Origin of the sequence: Streptomyces sp. NPDC021356 (assembly GCF_040641015.1) — a bacterium.
In the GTDB taxonomy this organism is placed as follows: Bacteria; Actinomycetota; Actinomycetes; order Streptomycetales; family Streptomycetaceae; genus Streptomyces.
Genome location: NZ_JBFACU010000007.1, coordinates 108,154 through 129,233, shown reverse-complemented (window position 1 = coordinate 129,233; position 21,080 = coordinate 108,154). Strand labels below are relative to the sequence as shown.

The 21,080-nt window shown below is 72.8% G+C and carries 17 protein-coding genes and 1 pseudogene; 14 read left to right on the top strand and 4 right to left on the bottom strand.

Translation table 11 applies throughout. The annotated features are described in order from the left end of the window. Positions 1-47 precede the first annotated feature (47 nt). Positions 48-731: an SGNH/GDSL hydrolase family protein gene (locus AB0G56_RS11390; RefSeq protein ID WP_360967142.1), complete on the bottom strand. Its 684-nt coding sequence runs from the start codon at positions 729-731 to the stop codon at positions 48-50. A gap of 108 nt (positions 732-839) precedes the next feature. Here AB0G56_RS11390 and AB0G56_RS11385 point away from each other — a divergent pair, with 108 nt between their 5' ends. Together AB0G56_RS11385 and AB0G56_RS11380 are read left to right on the top strand one after the other, a co-directional pair. Then, a complete protein-coding gene (locus tag AB0G56_RS11385) occupies positions 840-1,835 on the top strand; it encodes a WD40 repeat domain-containing protein (RefSeq protein WP_360967139.1) in 996 nt (331 codons plus the stop codon). A 160-nt stretch (positions 1,836-1,995) separates the two neighbouring features. Further along, entirely contained in the window at positions 1,996-3,288 is a 1,293-nt protein-coding gene (locus tag AB0G56_RS11380) for a M48 family metallopeptidase (RefSeq protein WP_360967136.1), read from the top strand. 37 nt (positions 3,289-3,325) lie between these two features. Here AB0G56_RS11380 and AB0G56_RS11375 read toward each other — a convergent pair whose 3' ends face one another. Further along, complete coding sequence (locus AB0G56_RS11375) at positions 3,326-3,805, bottom strand: hypothetical protein (RefSeq protein WP_360967133.1); 480 nt, start codon at positions 3,803-3,805, stop codon at positions 3,326-3,328. Between the two features lie 344 nt (positions 3,806-4,149). Beyond that, positions 4,150-4,584, bottom strand: a complete 435-nt coding sequence (locus AB0G56_RS11370; protein WP_360967130.1) for an ATP-binding protein — start codon at positions 4,582-4,584, stop codon at positions 4,150-4,152. A 139-nt stretch (positions 4,585-4,723) separates the two neighbouring features. Here AB0G56_RS11370 and AB0G56_RS11365 point away from each other — a divergent pair, with 139 nt between their 5' ends. Together AB0G56_RS11365 and AB0G56_RS11360 are read left to right on the top strand one after the other, a co-directional pair. Further along, a complete protein-coding gene (locus AB0G56_RS11365) occupies positions 4,724-5,593 on the top strand; it encodes a helix-turn-helix transcriptional regulator (protein ID WP_360967127.1) in 870 nt (289 codons plus the stop codon). Continuing rightward, entirely contained in the window at positions 5,590-5,766 is a 177-nt protein-coding gene (locus AB0G56_RS11360) for a DUF397 domain-containing protein (RefSeq protein ID WP_360967124.1), read from the top strand. The genes AB0G56_RS11365 and AB0G56_RS11360 overlap by 4 nt, the downstream gene beginning before the upstream one ends. A gap of 83 nt (positions 5,767-5,849) precedes the next feature. Here AB0G56_RS11360 and serC read toward each other — a convergent pair whose 3' ends face one another. Further along, positions 5,850-6,968, bottom strand: a complete 1,119-nt coding sequence (gene serC, locus AB0G56_RS11355; protein WP_360967121.1) for a phosphoserine transaminase — start codon at positions 6,966-6,968, stop codon at positions 5,850-5,852. Positions 6,969-7,124: 156 nt separating this feature from the next. Here serC and AB0G56_RS11350 point away from each other — a divergent pair. The 10 genes and pseudogenes from AB0G56_RS11350 (at position 7,125) to AB0G56_RS11305 (ending at position 21,069) form a co-directional block, all read left to right on the top strand. Then, positions 7,125-10,032: pseudogene (locus AB0G56_RS11350) on the top strand (FAD-binding and (Fe-S)-binding domain-containing protein). A 37-nt stretch (positions 10,033-10,069) separates the two neighbouring features. Further along, positions 10,070-10,222 carry a hypothetical protein gene (locus AB0G56_RS11345; RefSeq protein ID WP_360967118.1) on the top strand — a complete coding sequence of 51 codons (153 nt, stop codon included), beginning with the start codon at positions 10,070-10,072 and terminating at the stop codon, positions 10,220-10,222. 150 nt (positions 10,223-10,372) lie between these two features. Further along, positions 10,373-11,377: an EamA family transporter gene (locus AB0G56_RS11340; RefSeq protein WP_360967116.1), complete on the top strand. Its 1,005-nt coding sequence runs from the start codon at positions 10,373-10,375 to the stop codon at positions 11,375-11,377. Positions 11,378-11,555: 178 nt separating this feature from the next. After that, positions 11,556-12,362, top strand: coding sequence for a TIGR03084 family metal-binding protein (locus tag AB0G56_RS11335; RefSeq protein WP_360967651.1), 807 nt, complete (start codon positions 11,556-11,558; stop codon positions 12,360-12,362). After that, the gene (locus AB0G56_RS11330; RefSeq protein WP_360967113.1) at positions 12,362-14,047 is read left to right on the top strand and encodes an acyclic terpene utilization AtuA family protein; all 1,686 of its coding nucleotides are present in this window, start codon (positions 12,362-12,364) and stop codon (positions 14,045-14,047) included. Before AB0G56_RS11335 ends, AB0G56_RS11330 begins: the two co-directional genes overlap by 1 nt. Continuing rightward, complete coding sequence (locus AB0G56_RS11325; RefSeq protein WP_360967110.1) at positions 14,044-15,642, top strand: carboxyl transferase domain-containing protein; 1,599 nt, start codon at positions 14,044-14,046, stop codon at positions 15,640-15,642. The genes AB0G56_RS11330 and AB0G56_RS11325 overlap by 4 nt, the downstream gene beginning before the upstream one ends. 8 nt (positions 15,643-15,650) lie before the next feature. Next, positions 15,651-17,525 carry a biotin carboxylase N-terminal domain-containing protein gene (locus tag AB0G56_RS11320; protein WP_360967107.1) on the top strand — a complete coding sequence of 625 codons (1,875 nt, stop codon included), beginning with the start codon at positions 15,651-15,653 and terminating at the stop codon, positions 17,523-17,525. A 5-nt stretch (positions 17,526-17,530) separates the two neighbouring features. Next, a complete protein-coding gene (locus AB0G56_RS11315) occupies positions 17,531-18,685 on the top strand; it encodes an acyl-CoA dehydrogenase family protein (RefSeq protein ID WP_360967104.1) in 1,155 nt (384 codons plus the stop codon). A gap of 48 nt (positions 18,686-18,733) precedes the next feature. Continuing rightward, positions 18,734-20,326: a 4-coumarate--CoA ligase family protein gene (locus tag AB0G56_RS11310; RefSeq protein ID WP_360967102.1), complete on the top strand. Its 1,593-nt coding sequence runs from the start codon at positions 18,734-18,736 to the stop codon at positions 20,324-20,326. Next, positions 20,323-21,069 carry an enoyl-CoA hydratase family protein gene (locus tag AB0G56_RS11305; RefSeq protein WP_360967099.1) on the top strand — a complete coding sequence of 249 codons (747 nt, stop codon included), beginning with the start codon at positions 20,323-20,325 and terminating at the stop codon, positions 21,067-21,069. The genes AB0G56_RS11310 and AB0G56_RS11305 overlap by 4 nt, the downstream gene beginning before the upstream one ends. The last annotated feature ends 11 nt before the right edge of the window (positions 21,070-21,080 follow it).

Genomic DNA, 21,080 nt, shown 5'->3' with positions numbered 1-21,080 from the left:
GCGTAGAACAACGATACGCACCGTGACGAGGAGACGCCGGAATCCGGTCAACCTGTTCCAGCCACGTACGGCTGTCCGATTCCCCACTCCCGGTACATCGCCTCCGCGAACGCCCCCGCGATGGCGTGCTCGCCGCTCGCGTTGGGATGCGTGCCGTCGTAGGTGTCCCGGTGGATGTCGTAGCCGTCCGGCGGGGCCGCGAGCAGCAGCGGCGAGCGCGGCTCGTCCAGGTCGGCCACGGCCTTCGCCAGCAGCTCGTTGAAGAGGGAGACCTGCGCGGCGAAGGGCGCGTCGGTGTCGGCGCGGACGTTGGGTATGACGGGCAGCAGGACCATCCGGACGCGGGGGTTCGCGGCGCGCGCCCCGGCGACGAAGGCGCGCACGTTCGCCGCGGTCTGCTCGGCGTCGGTGTAGAAGCCGAGGTCGATCAGGCCGAGGGAGACCAGCAGCACGTCCGCCCGGTGCGCGCGCACCGCCTCGCCGATGAGCGGGGCCATGTGCGTCCAGCCCTCGCCCCAGCCGGCCAGGTGGGCGCGCGGGAAGTCCGGGTCGGCGTACTCGTACGAGACGGGGGCGTCCGCCGCCTTGTCGTACAGCGCCTCGCGCGGGCCGACGAGGGCGTACGGCCTCCCGTACGTGTCGCGCAGGTGCTGCCACAGCCGGTAGCGCCAGGTGTGTTCGCCCGCGCTCCCGATCGTCATGGAGTCACCGACGGGCATGAACCTGAGCATCCGCTCATGATGGACGATCGGGGCGGCGGGTGGTGCACGAGGGGTGCGCGGAGGGGGTGAGGCCCGCCACCTGACGTGAACGGGCCCGGGGGATGGCAGGCTTGGGGCATGCGCCGACCGTCCGCCCTGCTTGCCGGGGCCCTGCTCGTGGGCGCGTTCGCCGTGCCCGTCGCCGTCCCGCCCGCCTTCGCCGCCGACGGGGACGGCGGGTTCACGATCAAGGACCCGAGGATCAAGGAGTCCAGCGGCCTGGCCGCCTCGCACCTGCACCCCGGCATCTACTGGACCCACAACGACAGCGACGACGGGCCGTACATCTACGCGGTGGACAGCCGCACCGGCAAGACCGTCGCCACCGTCACCCTCAAGGGCGTGGGCCGCCCCCGCGACGTCGAGGCGATCTCCATAGGCCCGGGCAACGAGATCTACGTCGGTGACATCGGCGACAACCTCGACGGCACCTGGCCGCACGTGTGGATCTACAAGCTGCCCGAGCCGAAGGAGCTCAAGGACCAGACGGTGCGGGCCACGCAGTACGTGGTGAAGTACGCGGACGGCGCCCGCAACGCCGAGTCGCTGATCGTGCACCCGAAGACGGGGCGCGTGTACATCATCGACAAGAAGGAGGACGGCGGCCACCTGTTCGAGGGCCCGGCCCACCTGTCCACCTCCGGCACCAACATCTTCAAGCCCATCGCCCCCGTGGACCTGTGGGCCACGGACGCCGCGTTCTCCCCCGACGGCACCCGGCTCGCCGTCCGCGGCTACTTCGGCGGCATCTACTACGACTGGAACGGCGGCAGGATCAAACGCCTCGGCCGCCTCGACGTCCCGCTGCAACGGCAGGGCGAGTCGATCACCTACAGCGTCGACGGCACGAAGCTGCTGTACGGCACGGAGGGCGCCGACAGCCCGGTACAGGTGCAGGACGCGCCGGGGGGAGGGGGCGGCGACGCGAAATCCCCTGCCGGCGAGGGCAGTTCCAGCACCTCGGACGGCAAAGGCGGCACGTCGGGCAAGCTCACGACGGGCGCGGTGGCGGTGCTTGCGGCGGTCCTCGCGGTGTTCGGGCTGGGGAGGCTGTTCCGGCGGCGGAGGTCCTGAAGCCGGCCGCTTTACCCGGGGCGGTTCGCGTGATCAGATTCCTCTGCCATGTTCGGGCGGCCCTTGGGGAGGGGCCGCGGGGAGGGGAGAGAAGGCCTTCATGCCTGCTGCCGTGGGGGAAACGACACAGCCGTGCCCGGAATGCGGGGCGGGGATCCCCGTGGACGACCGGTTCACCGTCTGGTGCGCGGCCTGCGACTGGAACGTCGACCCGAGGCGCCATCAGGAGGAGCAGGAGAAGCGGGAGAAGCAGGCCGAGCGGGGCAGGCAGGGAAAGCGGGCACGGCAGGGCAGGCTGGAGGAGGCCCGGCGTGCCCTGGCCCGGCGGTACGGGGAGAAGCTGCACGCCGAGGTGACGCAGGACGGCGCCGAACTGCGGGCGTGGCGGGACGGTGCCGCGATGCTCGCGTACGCCATCGCCCTCTGCGTGCACGGCCTCACCGTGGCGCTGCTGGCGGGCGGTGTCTACTGCCTCGTGTGGGGCTGGGGCAGCGGCCTCGTGGTACTGGGCGTGGTGCTGCTCGCGATCGCCGTGGCCCTGCGCCCGCGGCTGTCCGGGCCGCCCGCCGAGGGGACCGTGCTGCACCGTGCCGACGCGCCGGAGCTGTACGCGCTGATCGACGAGGTCGCCGGGGTCGTCGGCACCCGCGGCGTGGACACGATCACGGTCGGCAAGGAGATCAACGCGAGCGTCATGTCCCAGGGTGTGCGCGGCCGCCGGGCCCTGACCCTGGGCCTGCCCCTGTGGGAGGTGCTGACCCCGCAGCAGCAGGTCGCCCTCCTCGGTCACGAGCTGGGCCACTACGGCAACGGCGACACCCGGCACGGTCGGGTGGTGGACACGGCGCTGCGCTCCCTGGCCACGTGGCACTACTACTTCCTGCCGATCCCGCGGCCGAACGCCACCGAGATGGTCGTGAACGTGGTCTACGCCGTGCCGCTGCTGCTCGTCCAGGGCACGCTGACCCTCCTCGACCACCTGACGCTGCGAGCGACCCAGCGCGCCGAGTACCTGGCCGACCGTGAGGCGGCCCGCGCCGCCTCCACCGAGGCCGCGGCGGGCCTCATGGACCAATTTCTGGTCGCGGAGTCCGTCGACGTCTTCCTGCGGCGCGAGAGGAACAACGCGGCGCTGACCGGGTCGCGTTCGGCCCGCAGGACGGCGACGGCCTCCGCGGACGGCACGGACGGGCTCTGGCCGCGGCTTGCCGCGCACATGGCGTCCGTCCCGGAGCACGAGTACGAGCGCCAGCGGCGTGCGGGGGCCCGGCGCGGCCACAGCGTGGACTCCACCCACCCGCCGACCCACCTCAGACGCGCCTGCCTCCTCGCCGGCCCGCCCGCACAGGCAGCCGTCCTCCTGGACGACGACCGCCTCGGCCGCATCACCGCCGAACTCACCGGCGCCCGCGCCGAGGTGGCCCGCAGTATCGTCCGCGACGGCGTCGGATGAGGACGCGGACACGGAGGTGCTTGGGCGGGCGGCCCAGTCACCTGGTCCGCGCGGCGAGTGGGCAGGGCAGGTGGGGCAGGGTCCGGCTCGGTGAGCAGGTCACCAGGGCGAGCGAGAGATACGAGGGCCGTTCCAGGTAGAAGCCGAGGGACACGTCACCGCCCGACCGCAGCCGTTCGGCGGCGGCCGTGACGAGGGTGGCCAGGCGGCCCGGGGCGCGCTCGGCCGGGGACGCGAACCGGGGCGCGTGTTCGGCCAGCCGATCACCGAGCCAGGCCGCCGCGCCTCCCGGGTCGGGCCAGCTGCCCCGGACCGCGGTGCGCGGCTTGACCAGCCAGTACGCCGTCTCCAGCGGAGGCAGGTCGGAGGTAGGGAACTCCGCGGCGACCTCCCGGTACCGCTGGATCAACTCGGGCCGGCTCCCGGGCGGGGGCGGCTCAGGGTGCGGCGGGCGCCGTAGCGCGTCCTGATCGAACCGGGCCTTCGGACCGGTCCACAGGTAGGCGTGGTGGTGCACCGGGGTCCTGTTCTGCGTGGGGGCGTTGGGGGACCGTCGGGGTGCGCCCGTCCCGGCCGGCCGGGACGGGCAGGAGGCGTCGGTGAGGTCGAGGGCGTATAGGCCGTTTCCGTGGGGGCATAGGTGTGTCCTTCCCGTATCACCAAGGTGGCGAGCTGATCGCTCTGGGTGATGAATGGATGCGGGAAGGGCGCGACTCAGTCGCGCAGCGACGCCACCAGCTGTCGTACGGCCTCGGCAGCCGCCACACGTACGGGTCCGGCGCGCGGACCTCCCGCCCGAGGTCCCGGTCGTCCGCGCCGGAAGCGGGGGCGCGCGACCGGGCGAAGAGGTGGCCGACCGCCTCACGCACCCGCCGGAACGGCACGAGCGCTCTCCCCCTCCGCCAGCTCTGCCAGCGTGAACCGGGCCCACACGCACTTCGCGTACGGCTCCTGCCGGCACCCCCACGCATCGGCCAACGCCGCTACGAGCGCCAGCCCGCGCCCGCCCTCCTCGTCCGGGGCGGCGTCGTGGAGCCGGGGGAGCCTGTCCCGGTCGGGGTCGGATACCTCTAGGAGCAGTTCGGTTCCGTTCAAAGTGAGGGCGACCCTGACCCGGGCGTAGGCGACCCGGCAGTGGAGTACGGCGTTGGTGACGAGTTCGCTGGCCAGCAGGGTCACGCCGTCGGCGAGGTCGTCGGTGATGCCCCAGTCCGCGAGGGCTTTGCGTAAGTGCTGTCGGGCTGTGGGGGCTTGGCTTCTGTGCTTGGGGATGCGGAAAGTCTTGGTTTCGGGCATGGGGCTGAAGCTAGGGCCGTATTCAGTTCACGCACAACCCGCTCAACTGAATACATTCACCTGTCCACTCGATCGAGTGAACCGTTCTCGGCATCGGCCGTCGGTGTGGCATCGTTGCGCCGAGGAGAGGGGAGATCCCATGCCCGCAGGGGGACGACCGACCGTACGTAGCCGGCGTCTGGGAACGGCGCTCAGGCAGTACCGACTGGCAGCCAAGCTCGACCAGCCGCAGGCCGCCGAGGTCATCGCGTCAAGTCAGGCGCGGGTCAGCCGCATTGAGACGGGCCACGTCACCGCGCGTGTCATCGAAGTGCGGCTGCTGCTCGATGCGTACGGCATCACGGACCCGCAAGTGCGAGCGAAGCTGGAGGAATTGGCCAAGCACTCGAAGAACCGGGGCTGGTGGCTCGAGCACGCGGCGCACCTGCGTCCGGACTACGTCGACCACATCGCGCTGGAGGACGACGCGACGTATATCCGGGAGTGGCAGCCGGTCATGGTGCCCGGTCTTCTGCAGACCTCGGCCTATGCGGAAGCAGTCATCGCCGGTGGCCCCCACTACATCGAACCGGAGCGGGTCGCCGAACTGGTGAAGGTGCGTGTGGGACGGCAGGCGAAGATCGTAGAGGGCGGGGCGTCGTACACAGCCATCCTCTGGGAAGCAGTCATCACACAGCCGCTGGTGGACGTCCAGGTTCACCGGGAGCAGTTGTCCGCGATCCTTGAGGTCGGGAAGCGGAAGAACGTCACCGTGCAGGTGCTGCCGTTCAGCGCGGGTGTTCTGGCCGGTTACTCCTCGGCCTTCTACTCCTTCAGCTTCGACGAGGAACCGACAGTCGAAGCCGTCGCCATGGACAACTTGCGGGGCGCTTCGGTCCTCGAAGGGGCCGAGGACCTTGCCGCTTACGCCAATGCCTACGACCTACTACGATCGTCGGCATTGGCGCCGGACGCGAGCGCGAAGCTCATCCGGGGCATACTCCGGAGCTTGAAGGAAGACGCATCGTGACCGAGGTTGTAAGCCCCTTCCGAAAGTCGTCGTACTCGGGGCAGGAGAACGCCTGCGTCGAGGTCGCCGACACGGCCCCCGGTGGCCGCGCCGTCCGCGACAGCAAGCAGCAGGACGGCCCCCTGCTCACCGTGTCCGGCGACAGCTGGCAGGCGTTCCTGCGGCAGTTCTGATCTGCTGCGTACGCGCGAAGGGCGCCCCGCGGAGACGGTGACGTACTCCGCGGGGCGCCCTTCGCGCGTCGTAGGCGAGACGGCTACAGCTTCTCGATCACGTAGTCGACGCACTTCGTCAGCGCCTCGACGTCCGCGGGGTCGACCGCCGGGAACATCGCGATGCGCAGCTGGTTGCGGCCGAGCTTGCGGTACGGCTCGGTGTCGACGATGCCGCCCGCACGCAGGGCCTTGGCGACGGCGGTGGCGTCGATCTCGTCGGCGAAGTCGATCGTGCCGATGACCTGCGAACGCTTGGCCGGGTCGGTGACGAACGGGGTGGCGTACTTGGACTCCTCCGCCCAGGTGTACAGGCGGGTCGAGGAGTCCTTCGTGCGGGCCGTGGACCAGGCGAGGCCGCCCTGACCGTTGATCCACTCCAGCTGCTCGTTGAGGAGGAAGAGGGTGGCCAGCGCCGGGGTGTTGTACGTCTGGTTCTTGCGGGAGTTGTCGATCGCCGTGGGGAGCGAGAAGAACTCGGGGATGTGGCGGCCGGAAGCGTGGACGCGCTCGGCGCGCTCGATCGCCGCCGGGGAGAACACGCCGATCCACAGGCCGCCGTCGGAGGCGAAGGACTTCTGCGGGGCGAAGTAGTAGACGTCGGTCTCGGAGACGTCGACGGGGAGGCCGCCGGCGCCGCTGGTGGCGTCCACGAGGACCAGCGCGCCCTCGTCGGCGCCCGCCACCCGCTCGATGGGCATGGCGACACCGGTGGAGGTCTCGTTGTGCGTGAAGGCGTACACGTCGACGCCGGCCTCGGCGTGCGCCTCGGGGTGCGTCCCCGGATCGGCGGAGACGACGGTGGGCTCGGCCAGCCACGGTGCGAGCTTGGCGGCCTTGGCGAACTTCGAGCTGAACTCACCGAAGGTGAGGTGCTGCGACTTGTTCTCGATCAGACCGTGGGTCGCGATGTCCCAGAACGCGGTGGAGCCGCCGTTGCCGAGGACGACCTCGTACCCGTCGGGGAGCTGGAACAGCTCGCTGATGCCCTCGCGCACCTTGCCGACCAGGTTCTTGACGGGAGCCTGGCGGTGGGAGGTGCCCATGAGGGACGTACCGGTGGCGGCGAGGGCGTCCAGCGCCTCGGTGCGCACCTTGGAGGGGCCCGCGCCGAAACGTCCGTCGGCGGGCTTGATGTCAGCGGGGATCTGGATGTCGGCCACGAGTCGGAGGGTAGCCGGTGGGCCAAACCGGACGTAACCGTGTCCGTCCGATGAGACGAGATCAAGGAGTGATGTGATGGTGAGTTCGTACGATGAGATCAGCGTCGCTGTGGACAACTCGGCGTGACGATCCGTGGCCGGATGCATTCTGGACCCATGACGGATCCCACGGCCCTCGAGGCGGAACTGCGGGCTGCCGTCCGGGGCGAGGTCGGCTTCGACGTCACCTCCCGGGCGCTGGTCACCATGGACGCCTCCAACTACCGCAGGGTCCCGCTGGGCGTGGTGGCCCCGCGGGACGCCGACGACGTGGCGGCGGTGCTCCAGGTGTGCCGGGAGCACGGCGTGCCGGTGGTGCCGCGCGGCGGCGGCACGTCCATCGCCGGCCAGGCGACCGGGACGGGCGTGGTCCTGGACTTCACCCGGCACATGAACCGGCTGCTGTCCCTCGACGCCGAGACGCGGACCGCCGTCGTCCAGCCCGGCCTGGTGCTCGACCGGCTCCAGGAGGCCGCCGCGCCGCACGGGCTGCGCTTCGGACCGGACCCCTCCACCCACAGCCGGTGCACGCTCGGCGGAATGATCGGCAACAACGCGTGCGGCTCGCACTCGGTGGCGTGGGGCACGACCGCGGACAACGTACGGGAGCTGTCCGTGCTCACCGCGCGCGGGCAGCGGCTGCGGCCCGCGGAGCAGTGGGCCGGGGCACCGCAAGGGCTGCGGGAGTTGGCGCAGGACGAACTGGCCCGCCTGCGCACCGGCTTCCCCGACCTGCCCCGCCGCATCTCCGGGTACGCACTGGACGCCCTGCTGCCCGAGCGGGGCGCCGACGTGGCCCGCTCCTTCTGCGGCTCCGAGGGCACCCTGGGCGTACTGACCGAAGCGGTCCTACGACTCGTCGAAGCTCCCCGCCGCGCGAGCGCTGGCCGTGCTCGGGTACGCCGACGAGAGCGCCGCCGCCGACGCGGCGGCCGGCCTCCTGCCCCACCGGCCGCTCACCGTGGAGGGCATGGCACGCGACCTGGTGCCCCCCGCGACCACCGGACTCCCCCGGGGCGGCGCCTGGCTGTTCGTGGAGACGGGCGGGCACACGGAAGCCCAGGCACACGCGCGTGCGCGGGCGATCGCGGACGCGGCCGACGCCGTGGACACCCTGACCGTCACCGATCCGGCCGCACAGCGCGCGCTGTGGCGCGTAAGGGAGGACGCGGCCGGCACGGCCACGCGCATGCCGGACGGCACCGAGGCATGGCCGGGATGGGAGGACTGCGCCGTACCGCCGGACCGGCTCGGCGCCTACCTCCGGGACTTCCGGACCCTGCTGGCGGACCACGGACTGCGCGGCACCCCCTACGGCCACTTCGGGGACGGCTGCATCCACGTCCGGATCGACTTCGACCTGCTGAGCCCGGCGGGCGTCGGCCGCTTCCGGCACTTCTCGCAGGAACTGGCCGACCTGGTGGTGGCACACGGCGGCTCCCTGTCCGGGGAGCACGGCGACGGGCAGGCCCGCGCCGAACTGCTGCCGAGGATGTACGGCCCGCAGACGGTCGCCCTGTTCGAACGGGCCAAGGCCATCTGGGACCCGGACGACCTGCTCAACCCGGGGATCCTCGTCCGCCCGGCCCCGCTCGACGCGAACCTCCGGTTCGCCGCGCTGCCACGCGAGCCCGTCGACGTGACCTTCGGGTACCCGGCCGACGGCGGCGACTTCGCGGCGGCGGTGCGCCGGTGCGTAGGCGTCGCCAAATGCCGTACGACCCAGGCGCCCGGCGCCGCCGTGATGTGCCCCTCCTTCCGGGCGACCGGCGCGGAGGAGCACTCCACACGCGGGCGCGCCCGGCTGCTGCACGAAATGCTCGCGGGCGAGCTGGTCACCGACGGCTGGCGGTCGACCGAGGTGCGGGACGCGCTCGACCTGTGCCTGTCCTGCAAGGGCTGCCGCTCCGACTGCCCGGTCGGCGTCGACATGGCCACCTACAAGGCGGAGTTCCTCCACCACCACTACGTCGGCCGACGCCGCCCCGCCGCCCACTACTCCATGGGCCTGCTCCCGCGCTGGCTGCGCTGGGCAGCGGCCACCCGCACGGCACCCGCCCTCAACGCACTCGCCTCCCTGCGCCCCCTCGCCGCCGTGGCGAAACGGCTCGCCGGAATCGCACCCGAACGGGAGATCCCGCGCCTGGCGGCGCAGCCCTTCACCCGCTGGTGGCGCAGACGACAGCGGCGGAGCCGGGAGAATGGCGGTGACCTTGTCGTCCTGTGGCCCGACACCTTCACCGAACACCTCTCGCCGTCCGTGGGACAGGCCGCCGTACGGGTGCTGGAGGCGGCCGGGCTGCGCGTGGCGCTGCCGCCGACCCTGCGACTGCCCGGACCGCAGATCGGCGACGGAAGGTCCGCGACACTGAACCCCGCATCCCTCCTACGGGGCCGGGGCCGGGTCTGCTGCGGCCTGACGTACGTCTCGACGGGCCGGCTGGACCAGGCCCGCGCCGTCATGCGCCGCACCCTCGACCTGATGGAGCCCGTCCTGGACACGGCCGCTCCGGTCGTCGTCCTCGAACCGAGCTGCGCCGCCGCCCTCCGCACCGACCTGCCCGACCTGCTCCCCGACGACCCGCGCGCCCGCCGCCTGGCCGACCGCGTCCTGACCTTCGCCGAGACACTGGAGCGCCACGCCCCGCGCTGGCGGCCACCCCGCCTGGACCGCCCGGTCACGGGCCAGACCCACTGCCACCAGCACGCCGTACTCGGAGACGACGCCGACCGGCGGCTGCGCGCGGCGGCGGGCCTGACCGGCGACCTCGCGGGCGGCTGCTGCGGCCTGGCAGGCGATTTCGGCTTCGCGAAGGGCCACTGGGAGGTCTCCACGGCCTGCGCCGAGGAACAACTCCTCCCGTCGGTGCGCAACGCCCCGGACGGCACGGTGCTCCTGGCCGACGGCTTCTCCTGCCGCACACAACTGGAGCAACTGGCGGGGGTGCGGGGTCGCCACCTGGCGGAGGTGCTGGCGGAGGCGTTGGAGAGGGAGGGACAGGGGGGTGGGGGAGGGGCGGGATAGGGGATGGGGGCTGCTCGGCCCGGGCGTCGATCTGCGGGTGACACCGTTCGACATCGAGGCGGCGACCGCCCGGCTGGTCGCGGAGTGCGGCTACGAGGACATCGCCGCCTGGGCCGACTACTTCCTGCACGCTCGGGCGACGGACACGGAGGTGCTGGAGTTCTTCCGGAGCCGCGACCCTTCGGAATGACAGCCTCCGGGGTGGGAGCGTAAGTTCCATAAGAGGTTCACACGCCTGACGTGGTCCACTATCGTGGACGAATCGGTACACCGTGATGAACGAATCCCCGGACTCGCCCCGAGCGCCCGGGGCCGCCCTTGAACCACCCCAGGATCGCCCGTGAGCACCCCCGACGCCGCCCCCACGCCTCCGTCCTCGCCCTCGCGCCCCGCACCGTCGTCCTCCGCATCGACCTCGGTGCTCACGGCCGGGTCCGCACCGACGCCGGGGGCACCCGCAGCCGGAGGGCCGGGGCGCCTCGGCTCCTTCGGTCCCGTGGGGCTGGTGCTGGCGGGTTGCGTGTCCGTGCAGTTCGGTGGCGCGCTGGCGGTGACGCTGATGCCGAGGGCCGGCGCACTCGGAGTGGTGAGCCTGCGCCTGCTGGTGGCCGCGATCGTGCTGCTGGTGGTCTGCCGGCCCCGGCTGCGCGGCCACTCGCGTGCCGACTGGGGCACGGTCGTCGCCTTCGGGGTCACGATGGCCGCGATGAACGGCCTCTTCTACGAGGCCGTGGCCCGCATCCCCCTCGGTCCCGCCGTCACCCTCGAAGTCCTCGGCCCGCTCGCCCTGTCGGTCGTGGCCTCGCGCCGGGCGATCAACGCCGTGTGGGCGGGCCTGGCCCTCGGCGGCGTCTTCCTGCTCGGCGGCGGGGGCTTCGGCAGCCTCGACGGCGCCGGAGCCGCCTTGGCGCTGGGCGCGGGGGCGATGTGGGCGACGTACATCGTCTTCAGTGCCCGCACCGGCCGGCGCTTCCCGCAGGCCGACGGGCTGGCCCTGGCGATGGCGGTGGGCGCGATCCTGTTCCTGCCGCTGGGGATCGCCGAGTCGGGCACGAAGCTGGCCGACCCGACGACCTTCGGTCTGGGCGCGGCGGTGGCCGTGCTCTCCTCCGTGCTCCCGTACACCCTCGAACTCCTCGCGCTGCGCCGCCTGCCCGCTCCCACCTTCGCGATCCTCATGAGCCTGGAACCGGCCATCGCCGCCCTGGCCGGATTCCTCATCCTGAGTCAGTCCCTCGCCCCCTTGGAGATCGTGGCGATCGCCCTGGTCATCGCGGCGAGCATGGGTGCGGTCCGGACGCAGGTGGGCCGTCGGAGGGCCCCGGCCCCCCGGACCGACTCCTGACTGCGGGGCCGCGGGGCCCGGGCTCCCCGTAGTCTCCCGCCCAGCCGGCCGGACGGCGGGGCGTGGAAGGTGGCGGGAAAGAATCATGCAAGCATGCTTGATTGTTTTTTCCTGCGCTGCCATGCTCCCAGCCATGCCCGAGCCGACGCCCGCGCCCGACGTCCCCGCCGTGTCCGATGTGTCCGCTGTGTCCGCCGTGTTCGACGATCTGCGTGAGGAAGGCGAGGAGCTGGACCGGATGGTCGCCGGTCTGGGTCCTGAGGGGTGGGGGCTGGCGACTCCCGCGCCCGGGTGGACCGTCGCGCACCAGATCGCGCACCTCGCCTGGACCGACCGTTCCGCGCTGCTCGCCGTCACCGACGCGGACGGATTCCGCGCGCTGGTGGAGAAGGCGCTCGCCGCACCCGGCGGGTTCGTCGACCAAGGGGCGGAGGAAGGGGCCGGGCTGCCGCCCGCCGAGCTGCTGGCACGGTGGCGCGAGGGCCGGGCCCGACTGGGCGCGGCGTTGCGGGCGGCGGTGCCCGGCGCCCGATTTCCCTGGTATGGGCCGCCCATGTCGGCCGCGTCCGTGGCCACCGGGCGGCTCATGGAGACGTGGGCGCACGGGCAGGACGTCGCGGACGCGTCGGGTGTGGTGCGCGCACCCACGCACCGGCTTCGGCATGTGGTGCGCATCGGGGTGCGGGCACGGGACTTCGCGTTCGGGGTGCGGGGGCTGCCCGTGCCGGGGGAGGAGTTCCGGGTGGAGGTCACCGGCCCCTCCGGGCAGGTGTGGGCGTACGGCCCCGAGGACGCCGCCCAGCGGGTCACCGGGCCCGCCCTCGACTTCTGCCTGCTGGTCACCCAGCGCGCCCACCGCGCCGACCTCGCCGTACGCGCCGAGGGACCGGACGCCGACCGCTGGCTGGACATCGCGCAGGCGTTCGCCGGACCGCCCGGCGCCGGGCGCGCGCCACGGACGGGCGACGGGGAGGCGAGGGTGTGATGTTGCGCATCGGCAACGCCTCCGGCTTCTACGGCGACCGTTTCGACGCGCTGCGCGAGATGCTCACCGGCGGTGAACTCGACGTCCTCACCGGTGACTACCTCGCCGAGCTGACCATGCTGATCCTGGGCCGGGACCGGCTGAAGGACCCGGACGCGGGGTACGCCCGGACCTTTCTGCGGCAACTGGAGGAGTGCCTGGGGCTCGCGCACGAGCGGGGCGTGCGGATCGTGACCAACGCGGGCGGGCTGAACCCCGCCGGGCTGGCCGAGCGGGTGCGGGAGCTGGCCGGGCGGCTCGGGCTGCCGGTGCGGGTGGCGCACGTCGAGGGCGACGATCTCACCGCCCGCCACCCGGGCAGCCTCGCCGCCCACGCCTACCTCGGCGGCTTCGGGATCGCCGCGTGTCTGCGCGCGGGCGCGGACGTCGTCGTCACCGGGCGGGTCACCGACGCGTCCCTGGTCACGGGTCCGGCCGCCGCGCACTTCGGCTGGCGGCCGGGCGAGTACGACCGGCTCGCGGGTGCCGTCGTCGCCGGGCACGTGCTGGAGTGCGGCGCGCAGGCCACCGGCGGCAACTACGCCTTCTTCGCCGACCACGCCCTCGAACGCCTCAGGCGCCCCGGTTTCCCGCTCGCCGAGATCCACGCCGACGGCGGTTGTGTCGTCACCAAGCACCCCGGCACCGGCGGTGTCGTGGACGTCGGCACGGTGACGGCCCAGCTCCTCTACGAGACCGGCGGCGCCCGCTACGCGGGTCCCGATGTCACCGCGCGGCTGGACACCGTGCGGCTGAGCCAGGACGGGCCGGACCGGGTGCGCGTCGACGGCGTGCGCGGGGAGGCGCCGCCGCCCACCCTCAAGGTGGGCCTCAACCGGCTGGGCGGCTTCCGCAACGAGGTCACCTTCGTCCTCACCGGCCTCGACATCGAACGCAAGGCCGACCTCGTGCGGCGGCAGATGGACGACGCGCTCGCGGCGGCCGAGGCCCGGCCGGCCGAGGTCCGCTGGGATCTCGTGCGCACCGACAGGGCCGACGCCGACACCGAGGAGAGGGCGAGCGCCCTGCTCCGGCTCGTCGTACGGGACGGGGACCCGCAGGCGGTGGGGCGGGCGTTCAGCGGGGCCGCCGTGGAGCTGGCGCTCGCCGGATACCCCGGTTTCCACGTGCTCGCGCCTCCTGGGAAGGGTGCGCCCTACGGCGTCTTCGAGGCCGCGTACGTCCCCCAGGACACCGTCGGGCAGGTGGCCGTCCTCCACGACGGCCGGCGTGTCCCCGTCTCGCCGGCCCACGAGACGCGTGTGCCGGCGGACGTACCCGAGCCGCCGCTGCCGCAGCCGCTTGCCGCAGGTCCCACGCGTCGGGCGCCGCTCGGTCTGGTCGCCGGGGCGCGCAGCGGGGACAAAGGCGGGGACGCCAACGTCGGGGTGTGGGCGCGCACGGACGACGCCTGGCGGTGGCTCGCGCACGAGCTGACCGCCGACCGGTTCCGGGAGCTGATCCCCGAGAGCCGGCCGCTGCCCGTCACCCGGCACGTGCTGCCGCGTCTGCGCGCGCTGAACTTCGTAGTCGAGGGGATCCTCGGCGAGGGCGTCGCCGCCCAGCACCGCTTCGATCCGCAGGCCAAGGCCCTCGGGGAATGGCTGCGCTCCCGCCACCTGGACATTCCGGAGGCCCTCCTGTGACCGTCCTCTCCTCCTCCCTGGACATCGCGTCCGCCGATTACCGGGCCCATCGGGAGGCGATGCTCGGCAAGCTCGCCGGCCTCCGGGCCGAGCACGCCAAGGCGCTCGCGGGCGGCGGCCCGAAGTACGTCGAGCGGCACCGCCGGCGCGGCAAGCTGCTCGCCCGCGAGCGCATCGAGCTGCTGCTCGATGCGGACACGCCGTTCCTGGAGCTGTCGCCGCTGGCCGCGTGGGGCACCGAGTACACGGTCGGCGCATCGCTCGTCACCGGGATCGGCGTCGTCGAGGGCGTGGAGTGCCTGATCACCGCGAACGATCCGACCGTGCGCGGCGGGGCCAGCAATCCGTGGAGCCTGAAGAAGGCGTTGCGGGCCAACGACATCGCGCTCGCCAACCGGCTGCCCTGCATCAGCCTGGTCGAGTCGGGCGGCGCCGACCTGCCCTCCCAGAAGGAGATCTTCATCCCCGGGGGTGCCGTCTTCCGCGATCTCACCCGGCTTTCGGCGGCCGGCATCCCCACCGTCGCCGTCGTCTTCGGCAACTCGACCGCCGGGGGCGCCTACGTCCCCGGCATGTCCGACCACGTGATCATGGTCAAGGAGCGTGCCAAGGTGTTCCTCGGCGGGCCGCCGCTGGTGAAGATGGCCACCGGTGAGGAGAGCGACGACGAGTCGCTGGGGGGGGCCGAGATGCACGCGCGCGTGTCGGGTCTCGCCGACCACTTCGCCGTCGACGAGCGGGACGCGCTCCGGCAGGCGCGTCGCGTCGTCGCCCGCCTCAACCACCGCAAGGCTCATCCCGATCCCCCCTTCGCGGAGCCGCCCGAATACGACAACGAGGAGCTGCTCGGGATCGTTCCGGGCGATCTGAAGGTCCCCTTCGACCCGCGCGAGGTGATCGCCCGGATCGTCGACGCCTCCGACTTCGACGAGTTCAAACCGCTGTACGGGACGAGCCTGGTCACCGGCTGGGCGGCCCTGCACGGCTATCCGGTCGGCATCCTCGCCAACGCCCGGGGCGTGCTGTTCAGCGAGGAGTCGCAGAAGGCCGCCCAGTTCATCCAGCTCGCCGACCAGCGTGACATCCCGCTGCTGTTCCTGCACAACACCACCGGCTACATGGTGGGCCGCGAGTACGAGCAGGGCGGCATCATCAAGCACGGCGCCATGATGATCAACGCCGTCTCCAACTCCCGTGTCCCGCACCTGTCCGTGCTCATGGGGGCGTCCTACGGCGCCGGGCACTACGGCATGTGCGGGCGGGCCTACGACCCGCGCTTCCTGTTCGCCTGGCCCAGCGCCAAGTCGGCGGTCATGGGACCGCAGCAGCTCGCGGGCGTCCTGTCGATCGTGGCGCGGCAGTCGGCGGCGGCCAAGGGGCAGCCCTACGACGACGAGGCGGACGCGGCGCTGCGCGCGATGGTCGAGCAGCAGATCGAGTCCGAGTCGCTGCCGATGTTCCTGTCCGGGCGGCTGTACGACGACGGGGTCATCGACCCGCGCGACACCCGCACCGTTCTCGGCCTGTGCCTGTCGGCCGTCCACACCGCCCCCTACGAGGGCGCGCGCGGTGGCTTCGGCGTCTTCCGGATGTGAGGGACCCCGTGATTTCGAACCTGCTCGTCGCCAACCGGGGCGAGATCGCCTGCCGTGTCTTCCGCACCTGCCGTGAGCTGGGCATCGGCACGGTCGCCGTGCACTCGGACGCCGACGCGGGCGCCCTCCACGCGCGCGTGGCCGACGCCGCCGTACGCCTGCCGGGGGACACACCGGCCGAGACGTACCTGCGCGGCGACCTGATCGTGAAGGCCGCCGTCGCGGCGGGAGCGGACGCCGTGCACCCCGGCTACGGCTTCCTGTCGGAGAACGCCGGCTTCGCCCGTGCCGTCCTGGACGCGGGCCTGGTGTGGATCGGCCCGCCGCCCGGGGCGATCGAGGCGATGGCGTCCAAGACCCGCGCCAAGGAACTCATGGGCATCGCGCCCCTGGGGGACGTCACCGAGGCCGACCTGCCCGTCCTGGTGAAGGCGGCGGCGGGCGGCGGCGGGCGCGGGATGCGGATCGTACGGCGCCTGGAGGACCTGGACGCCGAACTGGCCGCCGCGTGCGCGGAGGCGGCGGGCGCGTTCGGTGACGGGGAGGTGTTCGTCGAGCCGTACCTGGAGAACGGCCGCCACGTCGAGGTGCAGGTCCTCGCCGACTCTCACGGCACCGTGTGGGCGCTCGGCACCCGGGACTGCTCGCTCCAGCGGCGCCACCAGAAGGTCGTCGAGGAGGCCCCCGCGCCCGGACTCCCGGCCGAGCTGGAGCGCGAGCTGTACGAGCTGGCCGTGCGCGCGGCGCGGGCCGTGGACTACGTCGGCGCCGGAACCGTCGAGTTCCTGGTGGCCGGCGGCCGGGCGCACTTCCTGGAGATGAACACCCGCCTCCAGGTCGAACACCCGGTGACCGAGGCCGTGTTCGGCATCGATCTCGTCGCGGAACAGATCCGGGTCGCCGAGGGCCACGCGCTGCCCAGCGATCCTCCACGCGCGCGTGGGCACGCGGTCGAGGCCCGCCTCTACGCCGAGGACCCGGCCCGCGAGTGGGCCCCGCAGACCGGCACCCTGCACCGCCTGGCCGTCCCGGACGGTGTCCGCCTGGACACCGGTTACACCGACGGCGACACCATCGGCGTCCACTACGACCCGATGCTCGCCAAGGTCGTCGCCCACGCCCCCACGCGCGCGGAGGCCGTCCGCAAGCTGGCCGGCGCGCTGGAACGGGCCGCCGTCCACGGCCCGGTCACCAACCGGGACCTGCTGGTCCGCTCGCTGCGGCACGAGGAGTTCGCGCGCGCCCGTATGGACACCGGCTTCTACGACCGCCACCTCGCCGCGCTGACCGAGCCCGCCCGCGATCCGTACGCGCCGCTGGCCGCCGCGCTCGCCGACGCCTGCGGCCGCTCCCGGTTCGGCGGCTGGCGCAACGTTCCCTCGCAGCCGCACGTCAAGCGGTACCTGATGGCGGGCGAGGAGCACGAAGCGCGCTACCGGCACACCCGCGCGGGGCTCGCCGCCGACGAGGACGGGGTGCGGGTCGTGCACGTGGACGCGTGCCGGGTCGTCCTGGAGGTGGACGGAGTGCGGCGCGGGTTCGAGGTCGCCCGCCACGGCGACCAGGTGCACGTCGGCGGCACCGTGCTGACCGCCCTGCCCCGCTTCCCCGACCCGGCCGCCGAGCGAGCCCCCGGGTCCCTGCTCGCGCCCATGCCCGGCACCGTCGTCCGCCTCGCCGACGGCCTTTCCGAGGGAGCCGCCGTACAGGCCGGTCAGCCCCTGCTGTGGCTGGAGGCGATGAAGATGGAACACAAGATCACCGCGCCCGTCACCGGGGCGCTCACGGCCCTGCACGCCGTGCCCGGCCGCCGGGTGGAGGTCGGCGCCCTGCTCGCCGTCGTCGAGGAAACCGTCGTACAGGCACCCCAGGAGGATCAGTGAGCGTCATGCTGGAAACCGACGAGCACAAGGCCCTGCGCGCCGCGGTCGCCGCCCTCGGCAAGCGCTACGGCCGCCCCTACATCACCCGCACCGTCGCCGAGGGCCGCCACCCCACCGAACTGTGGTCGGAGGCCGGCAAGCTCGGCTACCTCGGCGTCAACCTGCCGCAGGCGTACGGCGGCGGGGGCGGCGGCGTCGCCGAACTGTCCATCGTGCTGGAGGAACTGGGCGCGGCCGGGGCGCCCCTGCTGATGCTCGTCGTCTCGCCCGCCATCTGCGGCACCGTCATCGCCCGCTTCGGCACCGAGGAGCAGAAGCGGACCTGGCTGCCGGGGCTCGCCGACGGCACCCGCACGATGGCCTTCGGCATCACCGAACCCGACGCCGGTTCCAACTCCCACCGCATCACCACCACCGCCCGCCGCGACGGCGGGGGAGGCTGGCTGCTCACCGGCCGCAAGGTGTTCATCTCCGGCGTCGACATCGCGGACGCGGTCCTGATCGTCGGCCGCACCGAAGACGCCCGCACCGGACGCCTCAAGCCCTGCCTGTTCATCGTCCCGCCGGACGCCGAGGGCTTTCGGCGCCACCTCATCGACATGGAACTCAACGCGGCCGAGAAGCAGTTCGAGCTGGTCCTGGACGACGTACGGCTGCCCGCCGACGCGCTCGTCGGCGACGAGGACGCCGGCCTGCTGCAACTGTTCGCCGGACTCAACCCCGAACGCATCATGACGGCCGCCTTCGCGATCGGCATGGGCCGCTACGCGCTGGAGCGGGCCCTGGAGTACGCGCGCGAACGCTCCGTGTGGAAGACGCCCATCGGCGCCCACCAGGCCATCGCCCACCCGCTCGCCCAGGCCCACATCGACCTCGAACTCGCCCGCCTCATGATGCAGAAGGCCGCCCACCTCTACGACGCCGGCGACGACGTCGGCGCGGGGGAGGCCGCCAACATGGCCAAGTACGCGGCCGGGGAGGCCTGTGTGCGGGCCGTCGACCAGGCCGTGCACACCCTCGGCGGCAACGGCCTCACCCGCGAGTTCGGACTCGCCTCCCTGATCACGGCCGCCCGCGTGGCGCGTATCGCCCCGGTGAGCCGGGAGATGATTCTCAACTACGTCTCCCACCAGAGCCTGGGCCTGCCCAAGTCGTACTGAGCCGCACCGAGCCGCTACGACCCCGCGCCCGCGGGGCGAGGAGGAACCGTGTTCCGCAGCGAGTACGCAGACGTTCCCCCCGTGGAAGTGCCCATCCACGACGCCGTGCTGGGGCACGCCGCCGACTTCGGCGACACGCCCGCCCTGATCGACGGCACGGACGGCACCACCCTCACGTACGCGCAGGTGGACCGGCTCCACCGGCGGCTCGCCGCCGCGCTCGCCGAGGCCGGCGTGCGCAAGGGTGACGTCCTCGCCCTGCACAGCCCGAACACCATCGCCTTCCCGCTCGCCTTCTACGCCGCCACGCGCGCGGGTGCCACGGTCACCACCGTGCACCCGCTCGCCACACCCGAGGAGTTCGCCAGGCAACTGCGGGATTCGGCGGCCCGCTGGGTCGTCACCGTCTCACCCCTGCTCGGCACGGCGCGCCGGGCCGCCGAACTCGCGGGCGGTGTCCGGGAGATCCTGGTCTGCGACAGCGCGCCGGGACACCGTTCGCTGCTCGACATGACGGCCTCCACCGCACCCGAACCGGCCGTCGCCGTCGACCCCGTGGCGGACGTCGCCGTCCTGCCGTACTCCTCGGGCACCACCGGCACCCCCAAGGGCGTCATGCTCACCCACCGGCAGATCGCCACCAACCTCACCCAGCTCGAACCGGCGATCTCCGTCGGCCCCGGCGACCGCATCCTCGCCGTCCTGCCGTTCTTCCACATCTACGGGCTCACCGCCCTGATGAACGCGCCGCTGCGCAACGGTGCCACCGTCGTCGTCCTGCCCCGCTTCGAGCTGGACACCTTCCTCGCCGCCGTCCAGGACCACCGCATCGGCATCCTGTACGTCGCCCCGCCGATCGTGCTCGCCCTCGCCAAGCACCCGGTGGTCGACCGGTACGACCTGTCGTCGCTGAAGTACGTCATCAGCGCGGCGGCGCCCCTGGACGCGCACCTGGCGCGGGCCTGCTCCCGGCGCCTGGGCCTGCCGCCGGTCGGCCAGGCCTACGGCATGACCGAACTGTCCCCCGGCACCCACGTCGTCCCGCCCGCCGCCCTGCACGACGCACCCCCCGGCACCGTCGGCAAGCTCATCGCGGGCACCGAGATGCGGATCGTCTCCCTCGACGGCGCCGGCACGGACACCGGCAAGGACCTCGGCAAGGACCTCGGCCCCGGCGAGGCGGGCGAGATCCTCATCCGCGGACCCCAGGTCATGAAGGGCTACCTGGGGCGCCCCGACGCCACCGCCGCCCTGATCGACGCCGACGGCTGGCTGCACACCGGGGACGTCGGACACGTCGACGGCGACGGCTGGCTGTTCGTCGTCGACCGGGTCAAGGAACTGATCAAGTACAAGGGCTTCCAGGTGGCCCCCGCCGAGCTGGAGGCCCTGCTGCTCACCCACCCGGACATCGCGGACGCCGCCGTCATCGGCGCGCGCGACGGCGACGGCAACGAGGTCCCGCACGCCCACGTGGTGCGCCGGCCGTCCGCGAGCGGCCTCTCCGAAGGGGAGGTCATGGCGTACGTCGCCGAGCGCGTCGCCCCCTACAAGCGCGTCCGTCGCGTCACCTTCATCGACACCGTGCCGCGGGCCGCCTCCGGCAAGATCCTGCGGCGACAGCTCAGGGACTGCCCATGACCGCCACCGCCCCGCTGATCGGCCGAACCCGCGCCCGCGGCATCGAGACCCTCAGCCTCGACTCCCCGGACACCCGCAACGCCCTGTCCGCGGCCCTCGTCGCCGAACTCGCCGACGCGCTCGCCGACTGCGGTGAGGACCCCGGCGTACGCGCCGTCGTCCTCACCCACACCGGCACCACCTTCTGCGCCGGCGCCGACCTGCGCGACCCTCCCCGCCCGGACGCCCTGGTCGCCCTGTTGCGCCAACTCGTCGAACTGCCCAGACCGGTGCTCGCCCGGATCAGCGGGCACGTGCGCGCGGGCGGCCTCGGACTGCTCGCGGCCTGTGACATCTCGGCCGCCGCCACCACGGCCACCTTCGCCTTCACCGAGGTACGCATCGGCGTCGCGCCCGCCGTGATCTCGCTGACGGTGCTGCCGCGCGCCGATCCGCGCACCCTGGCCCGCCACTACCTCACCGGCGAACGCTTCGACGCGGCCGAGGCCGTGCGGACCGGCCTGCTCACGGCGGCGGGCGAGGACGTGGACGCCGTACTGGAACCCGTCCTGGACGGCCTGCGCAGATCCTCGCCGCAGGCCCTGGCCGAGACGAAACGGCTGCTCACGGCTAAGGTGCTGGAGACCTTCGACCGGGACGCGGCCGGCCTGACCGCGCTCTCGGCCCGGCTGTTCGCCTCCGCCCAGGCCAGGGAGGGGATGACGGCCTTCCTCGAACGACGGGACGCCGCATGGGTGCTGTGAGACGGGCGGTG

Excerpts from the sequence above, each read along its gene's own strand:
- AB0G56_RS11390 (WP_360967142.1), bottom strand. The coding sequence starts at position 731 with ATGCTCAGGTTCATGCCCGTCGGTGACTCCATGACGATCGGGAGCGCG.
- AB0G56_RS11385 (WP_360967139.1), top strand. The coding sequence starts at position 840 with ATGCGCCGACCGTCCGCCCTGCTTGCCGGGGCCCTGCTCGTGGGCGCG.
- AB0G56_RS11370 (WP_360967130.1), bottom strand. The coding sequence starts at position 4,584 with ATGCCCGAAACCAAGACTTTCCGCATCCCCAAGCACAGAAGCCAAGCC.
- AB0G56_RS11365 (WP_360967127.1), top strand. The coding sequence starts at position 4,724 with ATGCCCGCAGGGGGACGACCGACCGTACGTAGCCGGCGTCTGGGAACG.
- AB0G56_RS11330 (WP_360967113.1), top strand. The coding sequence starts at position 12,362 with ATGTTGCGCATCGGCAACGCCTCCGGCTTCTACGGCGACCGTTTCGAC.
- AB0G56_RS11315 (WP_360967104.1), top strand. The coding sequence starts at position 17,531 with ATGCTGGAAACCGACGAGCACAAGGCCCTGCGCGCCGCGGTCGCCGCC.
- AB0G56_RS11305 (WP_360967099.1), top strand. The coding sequence starts at position 20,323 with ATGACCGCCACCGCCCCGCTGATCGGCCGAACCCGCGCCCGCGGCATC.